Genomic DNA, 13,298 nt, shown 5'->3' with positions numbered 1-13,298 from the left:
CTATACTTTTGAATTTTACCGGTGTTCTAAAAGAACCGCAATTTTATACCTATGCCTTTACTGGTGCCATTGCCTTTTCGGGATTGTTCACTTACGTGGCGGCTTCCCCCATACTATTTATGGATATCTTTAAAGTAGATGCCAAAACATACGGTTGGATTTTCGCTTTCATGTCGCTCAGTTTTATATTGGCGAGCCAGCTCAACTCCGTTTTGCTAAAATGGTTTTCCAGCGAAAAGATGATATATGGAGCTTTAGTGGCGCAATCCGTTATCGTGATCACTTTTTTAATCTGCTCCGTAAATGGTCTTTTGGGATTGTACGAAACGATTGCGATGCTGTTTTTATTCCTGGCTTGTTTGGGTATATCCAATCCCAATACCGCCGGACTCACACTTGCGCCTTTTGCAAGAAATGCAGGAAGCGCTTCCGCATTGATGGGCGCCATTCAACTGGGGCTGGGTGCTTTGGCTTCCTTCGCGGTGGGCATTTTCGTGAAGGATTCTATGGTTCCCATGGTTGTGATCATGGCCGTTTCAACCATTGCGGCATTAGTCGTTTTGAGCATTGGGAAGCGGACCATTAAAATCAAACACTAAAACCCGTTGCATATATAAGAACGGCAACTAACAAGTTGGTTCATCAGTCGTGCTGGTTTTGTTCTTATTCGGTCTGATGATCATTCGGAAGGATTGGTCTTTTGAGAAATAGGCAATCATCCAATTGATAAAAGTGGTGATTCTGTTGCGGTAGGTTATCAACGAAACCAAGTGTATGAACAACCAAATCAGCCAAGCGAAAAAACCATTAAAGTGCCATTTAGGACTTGGCAAATCAACGACGGCCTTGTTCTTTCCTATAATCGCCATAGAACCTTTGTCATTGTATTTAAAAGGCAATAGCAGCTTGTTTTGGTTCATCATTTTAAAATTTGCCGCCAAATTCAATCCTTGCTGGATGGCCACCTGAGCCACCTGCGGATGCCCCTGCGGAAAATTTTCGTCTGTAAGTTGAATACAGGTATCACCAATGGCATATATGTTTTGTGTGCCAAGAACTTTATTGAAGGTATCCGTTGACATCCTTTTCCCTCGACCATAACTTTCCGCCGGAATACCTTCAAAAATTTTTGCGGTAACTCCTGCGGCCCATATCAGGTTTTTGGTTTCCAATGTTTTTCCGTCGGAGAAAAATACGGTATCGTCTTTATAATCGATGACCCGAGTGTTTAGTTTTATGACCACTCCGAGTTCCGACAGCGCTTTATAAGTGTCTTCCTGCGAAGCTTTGCTCATGGGTGCCAATAGAGCATCTCCGCCATCAATCAAATAGATGTTACTTGCGGTAGTATTCAATTCCGGATATTCTTTCAAGAAGATGTTTTTCCTCATTTCGGCAAACATACCGGATACTTCAACACCGGTTGGGCCACCACCCGCCACTACAATTGTTAATAGTTTCCTGCGTTTTCGGATGTCTTTGCAAATGGCCGCTTTTTCTAAATTTTTCAATATTGTATTACGCATTTCAATGGCGTCATTGAGCGTTTTCATTGGAATCGCATTTTTCTTGACGTTTTCCATGCCGAAATAACTGGTTTCAGCACCGGTTGCAAAAACCAAGTGGTCGTAGTGCAACTCTCCGTTATGCAGAATGATCTTGTTTTCTTCAGGAATGACCTTTCGCAATTCTCCAAGCCGAAATTGAAGGTTTTTTTTACCGGCAAAAAATTTACGGAACGGATAACTGATGCTTGATGGCTCCAGGAATGCCGTGGCAACCTGATATATAAGCGGCGGAAAGAAATTATAATTGTTTTTGTCGACGAGCGTTACGTTAATTCCTTTTTGATCCAACAGTTCTTTGGCCAGGTTCAGTCCCGCAAACCCGCCTCCGATTATTACAATTTCCATATATTTATTTCCTTATTTATTAAAAAAAATACTAGCCATAAATATACAATAATAATGGGAGGCTATTAAATTTCCAAATAGGAAAAAACTGTGATGCGATTACTTACTTATTTTAGTAAACGCATCGTATTGTAAAAATTCTGATCCTGTTCCATTTGTAAAAATGTTCTCGGTAATCGCCGTACCTAATATTTATATTACTATTCCTCTGTATTTTAAAGTAATTACATCAGTGACGCCATTTTTAATTGCTAAATTTTTTGCTTTTTCTGGCATTACTGCAATTCCAATTATTAGGTGTTAAGTCTCATTCGATTTGACTTGGAGCTATTGATTTGTTGATATCCGAGTGATTTAGTTTGTTTTAGGGGGGAGTTCATTTTCGAAGGAGTTGGAAACTTGTATGGATTTTAGCATTCGGTTTGTAACACTAAAATCCGGGATCCTGAACTATTACAGCGGTAGCATTAAAAAAGGGCTATTGATACGTTTTCAATAGCCCTTTTCTAAATTCTCTATTAGTATTTGATGAAAACCTTAGGTTTTCAACCCTTCCGCTTTTATGCACGAGGTAGAGTCGCAGAGAATTCCTTTTTCCTTTTATTCAATTCATCTTGCAGCCTTCGCATTGCTTTCTGTTCGCGTTCCAAAGCTTTTTCTTTATAGATTTCAAATTCCTTTTCTGACTGTTTTAACGCCAACTTGCTTTCTACGGTTATGGCATTGCTTTGTTTAAATTTAAAGATGAAAAATACTAGTGCTGCAATCAGTCCAAGCACAATAAGGAAAAACAATGTTTTAAAAAACGTTTTTTCAAATTGAATGCCAAAAAGTGAAATACTTTCTTTTTCAGATACTAAGTTGGAAACAACAGTTTCTGAGGCAGTTGATTTGGTTTGCAAACTGTCAATAATTCGTTTTTGTGAACTAATAAAATCTGCATTGGCTAAAATCTTCTTTTTTGAAACTAAAAGAGAATCGAGGACATTCGATTGTAATTTAAGTAACGAAGTTGCTTTAATCACTTTATAACCCTGAAAATTATTTGATTTATCAATAAGGTTCTCAAACTGATATTTTACAGTGGCGGAATCAATAAATTTGTTTGTAGTTTGACTAAAAATGTTTGATGTAATAAGTAATAGGGCAATTGCCGCAATTGTCATTTTTTTCATGAGTTAAAAAGCTTTGAATTCATAACTAAGTAAGAAACTAGTTATTGTTAGAATACATAACGAGGTATAAAACTAGTTATTGCTATTAAAACAAATTTACAGCTCATTTAACTAAAGTTATTTTAGTTTTCCTATTCAATATTAATATTGTCTCTTGAAACATACAGATTTGAAAAGTGTAGTTAAACCATGCCACTATTTGTGACTTCTATTTATTCATATTAATAAAACGCATAAAAAAAACCATTGCACCGCTTTATCAAGCATTGCAATGGTTTTCCATTTATAAAACAGAAAAAGCACTATTTCATTTTTTGTCTTTTAACCGGTTTTTCTGCCGGTTCATTTTTATTTTGCAATAGATAATTTGCCAACAATTTTTCTATCAATTCATCTTTTGTCAGATGATGAAAAACGGTCTTTATCTTTGTTTTCAATTCCTGGTCCACCTCGTGGTTTGGCTTGGTTTTAAATATCTGTTTTGCCCACAATAGGGTGTTGTTTTCTTCGATGCTTAACGCACTTGGTTTTTTAAATTCAGTGAATTTAATTCCAAGCTCTTTTTCAAAATCAGCGATTTCCACCACTTCTTCCGGCTGCAAGACGGTTAACGAAAGCCCCTTTGCTCCTGCTCTGGCTGTTCTTCCGCTGCGGTGTACGTACGCCTCGTAAACGTCAGGCAAATGGTAATTGACCACATAGGATATTTCCTTGACGTCAATTCCCCTAGCGGCTAGATCAGTCGCAACCAATATATTGATGTGGCCTTCACGAAATTGCTCCATGATACGGTCCCTGATTCCTTGCGACAAACTTCCGTGCAAGGCACCGGAGGAAAAACGATTGATAGCCAAATTTTTGGCCAGTTTATTCACGGCTGCTTTGGTCTTACAAAAAATAATTCCGCGTTCGCCTTCCTTAGAATTCAGGAAATGCATCAAAACATCCAGTTTTTCGATGGGGTCAACCACTATATATTCGTGGTCAATTCCTTGGTTTCCTATCGTTTCCATGCTGGCGCTAACTTGCACCACATTTTTGTTTAGGTAATTCTGAACCAGTTGTTTGATTGTTCCTGGCATAGTTGCCGAGAACAAAAATGTTCTGTGTTCCTTAGGTAATTCAGCTACAATCTCGTCCAAACTTTCTTTCAGGATGCTCACCATTTCATCTGCTTCATCAAGAACCAGAAATTTGGTCTCTTTTAGGTTTATCGCTTTGCGTTGAATCAGATCAATCAAACGTCCGGGAGTTGCCACGACAACATGCGTTGGTGAAGCCAATCGCTCCATTTGCGGCTTTATTGGGATTCCACCGCAAGTAGCAGCTATAGAAACTTCGGGAAGGTATTTTGAAAAATCTTCCAGGTTTCTGAAAATCTGGTGTCCCAGTTCACGAGTCGGAACCAAAATTACGGCCTGAACTGTAGGTGTTTGTGTGTCTATTAATTGTAAAAGTGGTAATCCAAAAGCAGCCGTTTTACCGGTACCCGTTTTTGCGAGCCCCACTAAATCAGTGGTGTTTGCTAAAAGTAACGGAATCGTCTTTTGTTGGATTTCCGTCGGTACCACAATTTTCAATTCGGTAATCGCTTTTAATATGGCTGCTGAAATTCCTAAATCAGAGAATTGTTTTGGCATTTTTTTGGATTTATAATTTTAAAAAAAATAGTTGTTTCGTGTCTTAAATTCTAGCCCCGATGGAAACGACATCCTGTTGTGACGGTGTTCGCCACAACAGATAAAGTATACAGCGGGATTAGCTTCTTATCTTACTTATTATTCTTCATCAGGCTCGTTCATGATTTTCTCACGATACTTCTTTCCGATCAGTAAAGTCATTTTCAGTTTGTAGTCATCAACAAGCCATTCGCGGTAGTTTTTGCTACATTGGCTCAGACATTTGGAGTAGCGTTTTATACGGCACTCTATATCCTCGTCTAGTTCCTTTGCCAATGATTTTGCTTCTTGCAAAGTTTCGGTATTATCGACGCACATGGCAGCGTGCTGTTCCAGTGATTTTTCCAAAACCACTTTTGAACGCAGGTTTTGCGCTATAACAAGTTTGTGCTCTTCATCAACGTCAAAGGACACTTCTGCCGTTTTGCTGAATTTGGCGCGCAATTCCGGTGACATCGTGAATTTGAAATACAATTCTATTTCGGTATCGTCACGCAAATTCTCCAGGTAAAACTCCGGTGACTTGAAAATATGTTGCCAGTTTACGGGTTCACTCCACAATCCGAATCGAGCTGCGTTATTCCCCAAATCGATAACGGTAAACATGTCTTTGTTTGGTAATTTTCTTGAACCACGACCTATCATTTGGTAATATAAAGTCAATGATTTTGTGGCTCTGTTAAGAATTATCGTTTCGACTGTAGGTTCATCAAAACCAGTTGTCAAGATTCCAACTGATGTCAGGATGGCATCGGGAGTTTTCTTAAACCACTGCAAAATATCTTTTCGTTCCTCAGTGCTGCTGGTGTTGTCAAGGTGACGGATGGGGTATCCCGCTTCCCTGAACGTTTCATAAACATATAAGGAAGTGTTGATTCCATTATTGAAAATCAAGGTCTTTTTGCCCAATGATTTTTCGGTGTAGGCATGCAACAATTTTTCCTGCATAGCCATATTGGTATACAAATCATCTGAAGATTTAACGGTATAATCACCGTTGATTCCGACTTTCAAAGAAGTCAAACCCACGTCATAACTGTAAGTGATGGCTTTGGCCAAAAAACCGTTTTCGATCAATGAATTGATGGTATCCCCCACAATTAATTCATCGTAGCTTTCGTGCATCGGCAACTTAATATTCGAACTCAAAGGTGTGGCCGTAACTCCCAGAATGAAAGCGTTCGTGAAGGAACTCAACAGTTTTCTAAAGGAATTGTAATGCGCCTCATCTATGATTACCAAACCTACATTATCAAGATGTAGTTTCTCGTCATTAATACGGTTTTTCAAAGTTTCCACCATGGCCACGAAACATGAATATTCGTGCTGGTCAGGAAGTTCTTTTACTTTGCTGTTGATGATTTTATTTTTAACGTCAAACCCCTTCAACATTTTGGAGGTTTGCTTACACAACTCAATTCTATGCGTCAAAACGACTACTTTCTTGTCGTTTTTTGACAGATAGCGGCGTACGATTTCAGAGAACACAACCGTTTTCCCTCCACCCGTAGGCAATTGGTACAACAAGTGGTGCTGTTTTGGAGCATTGTCGATACGCTCAAATATGGCATCTATATCCCCTTTTTGATAAGCATAAAGTTCTTTTTTGTCTTCTTTTTCTATTTCTATAGTATTTTCAAACATTGTTTTTTGTTGGGTTTTTGCAAAAATACACCTAAAAAACAGTTATACCGTTATATTTAAATTAAAATATAGGATACGATTTAATTAATTTGGATTACGGGACCGTTAAGACTCGAATCTCTCCACGATTGCATTGAATTCGGGCTCGATTTTCCATTTTTGGGAAATGGTTTCATTGTGAATGGCAATTATTCTGCTTTTAAACTCATTCAGGATACCGTTTGCAATCATAAAAACTACGGCCTGTTCGAAAGAATTGAACATGCTTTTATAGAACAGTTCTTGTTTTATGGCATGCCCTGAAGAGTAGGTTTGCGCAATTTCGATATTGTAAAGCATCACATCGGCAATGATAAATGGGTCTACGCCCAAAACAATAAAATGCTTGATGTATTTTTGGGCAACCGAGCGTCGCATTTTTGGCTTTTTCCCTCTTCCTGTATTTTTTATCGGAAAATACTCATTCGAGATTTTCAGTTTGCATTCCTGCAAAAGCGTCTCCTCCTTTGGATTGAACACAAAATTATAATAAACCTTAACGGCACTGAACTTTTCGTACAGCTCGATGATCTGCTCCTCGAGTTGCTCTTTATTGAGTTCGTTTAGGTATTTTTTTAAATCGCGTTTACTCATTATCAAAGTTTAAGATTTACAAAAGTAAATTACTTTGGGATTGAATACTTCAATCATAATACTTAATTTTGTAAATTATTACTTAAAAAAAATTAAATGCTCAAGATTTTTAAGATTACAGCAATTCTGGAAGGAATTTCCTATTTGGTTTTATTTTCTAATATGCTTTTTATCAAGCCATCAAATTTCGAACTATATCACACTTTACTCTACCCTATAGGAATGAGCCACGGAGTCTTATTTATCGCCTACGTTTTATTAGCAATTTTAATCAAAAAACCCCAAAAATGGTCTTTTAAAACCTTGTCCATTATTTTAGTTGCTTCATTAATTCCTTTCGGCGCTTTTTACGTCGAAAAGAAATATTTGAAAAATGTATAAGTTCATCGAAAAGACATTCAGCTTCCTCTACCCAGTATTTAGAAAATGGGGAATGGGGTACAACTTTGCCTCGTACTTGAGTTTGATTTTCAACATAGCAATCTTATGTTTACTTGCTTACCTCATATATGTAGTATTTCGTCTTATTTTGGTAACGGTTATGGTTTTTATTGCGCAAAAAACCAAAACTAAATTTGATGATCTATTGGTTAGCAACAAGACGGCAAAATACATAGCCCACCTTATCCCGCTGTTGTTCATCTACAAATCGGTTCCTGTAATTCTGGATAAATACGAATATTGGGAAGGTGTTTTTGGGAAACTGGTTGGCATCTATATCGTGTTTTTGATTTTATGGATTATCAGGACTATATTTAATGCGCTAAGGGATTATTTAAAACTAAAGGCTCGATACAGTGACAAACCCATCGATAGTTTCATTCAGGTTATCATGATCGTGCTTTGGATGGTGGGAATCACCATCATTATCTCCCGTCTTTTTGAAATCAACCAAACGGAAATCCTAACCACTTTTGGAGCGGTATCCGCCTTGATAATATTGATTTTCAGGGACATTATTCTGGGTTTTGTCTCAAGTGTGCAGGTTTCGGTAAATGATATGATTCGCATAGGCGATTGGGTTACCATGGACAAATTCGGTGCCGATGGGGATGTAATCGAAATCAATCTAACCACGGTGAAAGTTCGGAATTTCGACAATACCACCACCACCATTCCTACCTATAGTTTGAGTTCCGATTCTTTCCAAAACTGGAGGGGAATGCTTAATTCCGATGGGCGACGAATAAAAAGGCATATCCTAATAAAGACAAGTACCATCCGCTTTCTTAAAGATGAGGAGCTAGAAAAATTAAAAAGCATAGCCCTTATAAGTGATTACATTGATACCCGAAAAAGGGATATTGATGCATTCAATACGACTAACTCTATTGATAAATCATTGCCTATTAATGGTAGAAACCTCACTAATTTAGGACTGTTCAGAAAATACATCACACAATACCTTCGCAACCATCCCGCATTAAACCAGGATATGATTTTGATGTGTCGCCAATTGCAATCTACATCCCAGGGTGTTCCGATAGAAATTTACACTTTTTCGCGCGACAAGGTTTGGGAAAATTATGAATATGTGATGGCTGATGTTTTTGACCATATCTTTTCATCAGTAAAGTACTTTGATCTCGAGGTTTTTGAATTGCCGTCCGACAAAGAATATTTAAAACAGTAATTTTTTATAAAATGGAGACCATCGAATTGTTTAGCGAAAGGTTGAAACTGAGGTTGATTCAATTTTCAGATTTGGATGCTATCCATGCCTTACATTCCTTACCTGAAATCGATGAATACAATACGCTAGGTATCCCCGCCAATATCGGGGTAACAAAAAACATTATTGAGCCTCAAATTTTAGCGCATCAGCAGGAAGAGATTCTAACTTATACTTTTGCCATTGAGGAATTGAGCACGGAAACATTTATTGGTTTATTCGGGCTCAAGTTAGGTTCTAAAAAATATAATAATGCGGAGATTTGGTATAAGTTGAATGTGGAATATTGGGGAAAGGGTTACGGAACCGAGGTCGTAAATAGAATATTGGATTTTGGTTTTAACGATTTAAAGCTACACCGAATTCAGGCAGGCTGCGCAGTAAAGAACATAGGCTCCATCAAGGTTCTTGAAAAAGCGGGAATGAAAAGAGAAGGGCATGCACGACAAACGCTTCCTTTAAAAACGGGTTGGTCAGACAATTTTGAATACGCCATTCTAGAAACGGACGAGAGGAAAAACAATTAACTGCAATCCATAGGTCACAATTAAATCGGAAAAGCAGCTAAAATATTAATGAATAACCGATTGGTTCCAAATTAAATCCGATCTTTCACGAATTCAATCTGTGTTTTCCCATGCGCTTTTGGCTTGCCGTCAGCTCCCAAATTGACCATTGTGGTATTGTCTATCGTAACGATCGTTTCGCGGGTCATCATATTGCGAACCTCACATTTAAGCGTCAGCGATGTCTTTCCAAATTTCACGACGGCGATACCAATTTCGATGATGTCTCCCTGTTTAGCAGAACTTCTAAAATTGATTTCTGACATGTGTTTGGTCACGACCCTTGAGTTTTCTAACTGCACAATGCTGTACAGAGCCAATTCCTCATCCATCCAAGCCAATAACTGGCCTCCAAATAATGTCCCGTTTGGGTTTAGGTCTTCGGGTTTTACCCATTTTCTGGTGTGAAATCGCATAGTTGTAATTTAATAACACGAAAATAACACATCTCCCTTAATTTTTTTTAATTTTAAAGAAAAAATGAACCTACGAGATGTGTTTTTAAAAGAATTCCGTGGCCAGACAATTGGCACTGTGAGTTCGCAATCCTCCTCAGACGAAAGTTTCCAAAATGAAGTGTTGCGTCCCATCCTCAAACTTCAGAATGAGCTATTCATTGCCTCTTTCCAGAACTATATCAGCAAGTATAAGAGCGATTTTTATTCTCAAACGACCGAAAAAAAATTGGCGGTAATAGAAAATTCAATCCAGAAAGACATTAAATATCGTAATGCCTTAAAAGGGATGATAATCGGACTGTTCAGTGTTGATGAATATTCGTTATACATAAAAAACTCTTCGGGTCTCAACAAAAGAATGATGACTATGCTTATTGAAAGATTAAAAAGTCAAATACAATTGTTTGAAATACAGAGCAGTGAATAGCTCACCTCTATTTTAATAGAAATTTACTTACTATTTCATAATTATTTCATTTTTAAGCTGTACAAACGGAATTTACGAGCTACTTAACTGCATTTATCCGATATTTTTCATTATAATTGTTAAAAATATATTATGAAAGAAGAATATTTCAAATGGTATTCTCCTAACCTCAATAGAGAGATCGAAATGTTAGTATTTGGGCACTCTGGCTACCCTGTAATTCTCTTTCCCACCTCAATGGGGAGTTTCCACGAGAATAAAGACATGGGGTTGATAGAATCCGCAAAATGGTATATAGAACAGGGTCTAATACAAATTTACTGTCCCGATAGCATTGATAAAGATAGTTTCTACAACAAAAACATTTACCCAATCCACCGCATAGAAAATCATGTGCGGTATGACAAGATGATTTGTCATGAAATTGTCGAAAAGGTCAAGAACAACACTGCTGCAGGAAAAGTGGTCGTTGCTGGAGCCAGTTTTGGGGGATATCATGCCGCAAATTTCGCCTTTCGACATCCAGGCTATGTCAGTCATATGTTTTCGATGAGTGGCGCATTTGACATAAAAAGTTTTATGGATGGTTTTCATAATGACGATGTGTTTTACAATAGTCCCGAGGATTATCTATATGGACTAAATGACCCGGAATTATGGAAAATGGATATTGTATTAGGAACATCCAATTGGGATATTTGCTTGGATTCTAACCTAAAACTCAGTAAGGTATTAAATGAAAGAAATATTCACAACTGGCTGGATATACGCAAGGATCAAAAGCACGACTGGCCTGTTTGGAAAGAAATGTTTCCACATTATCTCTCGAGAATCAAGTTTTTTTAGGTTCTGGTAGTCATCGAGAATAAAACAAATATGTAATTAAGTTAAAAATTTGAAGATGAAAAAAATTGGAATTTTATTTGGAATGGAAGACAGCTTCCCACAAGCATTTATAGATCGCGTAAATTCAAAAAACATCAAGGGAATTATTGCGGAAGCCGTATCCATTGATAAAGTGGTACAAAATAAAGACGGGGAATATGCTGTCATTATTGACCGCATTTCTCAAGACGTTCCCTTTTATCGCGCCTATCTTAAAAACGCGGCTTTAACGGGAACTAACGTGATAAACAACCCTTTCTGGTGGAGTGCAGACGATAAGTTTTTCAATAACGCACTGGCTGATACTTTAGGCGTTCCGTTGCCTAACACCGTTTTGCTACCGTCGGCGCAACACCCAGCGGACACAACAGAAAAATCATTCAGAAACCTTAAATTCCCAATGGATTGGCAAGGGATATTTGATTACATAAAATTTCCCGCTTACATGAAGCCTTATGCCGGTGGCGGCTGGAAAAATGTGTACCGCCTTGAAAACAAAGAAGAATTTTGGGAGAAACATCAAGAAACAGGACAACTTGTTATGATGCTGCAAGAAGAGATCGTTTTTACCGAGTACTTCAGGGTATACTGTTTGGGTCGCAAAGCGGTACGAATCATGCAATACGAGCCAAGAAACCAACCCCATTTGCGCTATGTTTTAGATGGACCTCCTACGGACAAGAAATTATTGGCTACGGTGAAGGACTATACATTGAAACTTTGTGAAGGATTGGGTTATGACTTTAATACAGTTGAATTTGCGGTCCGTGACGGCATCCCTTACGCCATTGATTTTGGAAACCCTGCCCCGGATGCAGAAGTATCTTCTGTGGGTGCAGAAAATTTTGAATGGGTAGTTGAAGAAGCAGCAAAAATGGCTATCGCGGCGGCAAAAAAACAAAAACCGGGAAAAATGAATTTGACTTGGGGAACTTTTATGAAAGATGCAGTGGCAGGCAAATAATATAATTTCGATAAATGAGTTACCTAGCCTCGATTGAGGACGGAATCTGCTGCTTTTGGCGCAGATTGAAACGAATAATGGGGCCCGAGCGAAGCAAAATGACGAAGTAAATAGCTCCTAAAAAAACTAAAATGAAAAAATTACCCGTTTTCACACTTGGTGTTGAAGAAGAATATCAGATTATAGACCCCGAAACAAGAGATCTTCGATCCCATTTGTCAAAAATTGTGGACGGAGCCAAAATAATATTGAATGAGCAGGTGAAGGCTGAAATGCACCAATCTGTTGTCGAAGTGGGAACCAACATTTGCAGAAATGTTGATGAAGCCGAAAAAGAAATTAAGTTTTTAAGGTCAAAAATTGTTGAATTAGCAGATAAACAGAATTTAATTGTAGGTGGCGCCGGAACACATCCTTTTTCTAAATGGCAAGACCAGCCGATTACCGATGATCAGCGTTACCACGATATCGTAAATGAGTTACAAGATGCCGCACGTTCCAATTTAATCTTCGGGATGCATTGCCATGTGGGTATTGAAAACCGAGAAATCGGCTTGCAGCTAATGAATCAGGCCTGCTATTTCTTGCCCCATATCTTTGCGCTTTCCACAAACTCCCCTTTTTGGGAAGGCAGACAAACAGGTTATAAATCGTTTCGAACTAAGGTTTTCGATAAATTCCCTAGAACTGGCCTGCCCGAATATTTTGATTCGGTCGCCTCTTATGATAATTTTTTGGACACTTTAGTAAAAACCAATTGCATTGACAATCCCAAGAAAATCTGGTGGGATTTGCGTTTGCATCCCTTTTATGACACGATAGAATTTCGCATTTGCGACATGAGTCTAACGGTTGAGGAAACAATGTGTATAGTGTCTGTGATACAAGCGGTTGTAGCCAAACTGTATAAATTGAACATGCACAACATGAGTTTCAATATCTATCGCTTAGCGCTTATAAAAGAAAACAAATTTAGGGCAGCCCGTTATGGAATCGAGGGACATATGATCGATTTTGGACTGCAAAAGGAAGTCGAAACTAGAATGTTACTATTGGAATTACTGGAATTCGTTGATGATGTGGTAGATGAGTTAGGTAGTCGAGAGCATATCAATTATGTTCACCAAATCATGAAAAACGGAACTGGAGCAGCTAAACAAATAGCCGTATTCAAAGAGACAAACGACCTTACAAAAGTGGTGGATTTTATAACCAATGAATTTACCAAAGGTTTATGATTTATTAGGTTATCTTTGCAAACCACTTCTATTAAAGATTGCCC

General features: G+C 38.1%; 13 protein-coding genes and 1 pseudogene. 8 read left to right on the top strand and 6 right to left on the bottom strand.

The window, feature by feature from the left end:
- A pseudogene (locus VIH09_RS04905) lies at nt 1–599 on the top strand (Bcr/CflA family drug resistance efflux transporter); the annotation flags it as partial.
- Between the two features lie 27 nt (nt 600–626).
- Here the strand turns inward: VIH09_RS04905 and VIH09_RS04900 are convergent.
- The 5 genes from VIH09_RS04900 to VIH09_RS04880 form a co-directional block, all read right to left on the bottom strand.
- Nucleotides 627–1,913, bottom strand: a complete 1,287-nt coding sequence (locus tag VIH09_RS04900; protein WP_331578477.1) for an NAD(P)/FAD-dependent oxidoreductase — start codon at nt 1,911–1,913, stop codon at nt 627–629.
- Between the two features lie 560 nt (nt 1,914–2,473).
- Nucleotides 2,474–3,088, bottom strand: coding sequence for a hypothetical protein (locus tag VIH09_RS04895; protein WP_331578475.1), 615 nt, complete (start codon nt 3,086–3,088; stop codon nt 2,474–2,476).
- 302 nt (nt 3,089–3,390) lie between these two features.
- A complete protein-coding gene (locus VIH09_RS04890; RefSeq protein ID WP_331578473.1) occupies nt 3,391–4,728 on the bottom strand; it encodes a DEAD/DEAH box helicase in 1,338 nt (445 codons plus the stop codon).
- A gap of 138 nt (nt 4,729–4,866) precedes the next feature.
- Nucleotides 4,867–6,411, bottom strand: coding sequence for a DEAD/DEAH box helicase (locus VIH09_RS04885; RefSeq protein WP_331578471.1), 1,545 nt, complete (start codon nt 6,409–6,411; stop codon nt 4,867–4,869).
- A gap of 105 nt (nt 6,412–6,516) precedes the next feature.
- Nucleotides 6,517–7,044 carry a DUF6155 family protein gene (locus tag VIH09_RS04880; protein ID WP_331578469.1) on the bottom strand — a complete coding sequence of 176 codons (528 nt, stop codon included), beginning with the start codon at nt 7,042–7,044 and terminating at the stop codon, nt 6,517–6,519.
- Between the two features lie 96 nt (nt 7,045–7,140).
- Here VIH09_RS04880 and VIH09_RS04875 point away from each other — a divergent pair, with 96 nt between their 5' ends.
- From VIH09_RS04875 to VIH09_RS04865, 3 genes are read left to right on the top strand one after another with little or no spacing between them, the layout of a single operon-like run.
- The gene (locus VIH09_RS04875) at nt 7,141–7,425 is read left to right on the top strand and encodes a DUF3817 domain-containing protein (protein ID WP_331578467.1); all 285 of its coding nucleotides are present in this window, start codon (nt 7,141–7,143) and stop codon (nt 7,423–7,425) included.
- Nucleotides 7,418–8,677 carry a mechanosensitive ion channel family protein gene (locus tag VIH09_RS04870; protein ID WP_331578465.1) on the top strand — a complete coding sequence of 420 codons (1,260 nt, stop codon included), beginning with the start codon at nt 7,418–7,420 and terminating at the stop codon, nt 8,675–8,677. The genes VIH09_RS04875 and VIH09_RS04870 overlap by 8 nt, the downstream gene beginning before the upstream one ends.
- Nucleotides 8,678–8,688: 11 nt before the next feature.
- Nucleotides 8,689–9,243, top strand: a complete 555-nt coding sequence (locus VIH09_RS04865; protein ID WP_331578463.1) for a GNAT family N-acetyltransferase — start codon at nt 8,689–8,691, stop codon at nt 9,241–9,243.
- Nucleotides 9,244–9,314: 71 nt separating this feature from the next.
- Here the strand turns inward: VIH09_RS04865 and VIH09_RS04860 are convergent, their stop codons facing one another.
- Complete coding sequence (locus VIH09_RS04860; protein WP_331578461.1) at nt 9,315–9,698, bottom strand: acyl-CoA thioesterase; 384 nt, start codon at nt 9,696–9,698, stop codon at nt 9,315–9,317.
- A gap of 64 nt (nt 9,699–9,762) precedes the next feature.
- On the opposite strand from VIH09_RS04860, the gene VIH09_RS04855 reads away from it, so the two are divergent.
- The 4 genes from VIH09_RS04855 to VIH09_RS04840 all read left to right on the top strand — a co-directional run bounded on the left by VIH09_RS04855 (nt 9,763) and on the right by VIH09_RS04840 (nt 13,254).
- Nucleotides 9,763–10,167 carry a glyoxalase gene (locus VIH09_RS04855; RefSeq protein WP_331578459.1) on the top strand — a complete coding sequence of 135 codons (405 nt, stop codon included), beginning with the start codon at nt 9,763–9,765 and terminating at the stop codon, nt 10,165–10,167.
- 132 nt (nt 10,168–10,299) lie between these two features.
- A complete protein-coding gene (locus VIH09_RS04850; protein WP_331578457.1) occupies nt 10,300–11,013 on the top strand; it encodes an esterase family protein in 714 nt (237 codons plus the stop codon).
- Nucleotides 11,014–11,068: 55 nt separating this feature from the next.
- Nucleotides 11,069–12,016, top strand: coding sequence for a hypothetical protein (locus VIH09_RS04845; RefSeq protein WP_331578455.1), 948 nt, complete (start codon nt 11,069–11,071; stop codon nt 12,014–12,016).
- Between the two features lie 131 nt (nt 12,017–12,147).
- Nucleotides 12,148–13,254 (top strand): carboxylate-amine ligase, encoded by a 1,107-nt coding sequence (locus VIH09_RS04840; RefSeq protein ID WP_331578453.1) that lies wholly within the window; start codon nt 12,148–12,150, stop codon nt 13,252–13,254.
- Nucleotides 13,255–13,298 lie beyond the last annotated feature (44 nt).

It is taken from the genome of Flavobacterium sp. (genome assembly GCF_036515215.1).
Lineage (GTDB): Bacteria > Bacteroidota > Bacteroidia > Flavobacteriales > Flavobacteriaceae > Flavobacterium.
Note: the sequence above shows the minus strand (reverse complement) of the source record. Positions and strands in the feature narration are given on the sequence as shown.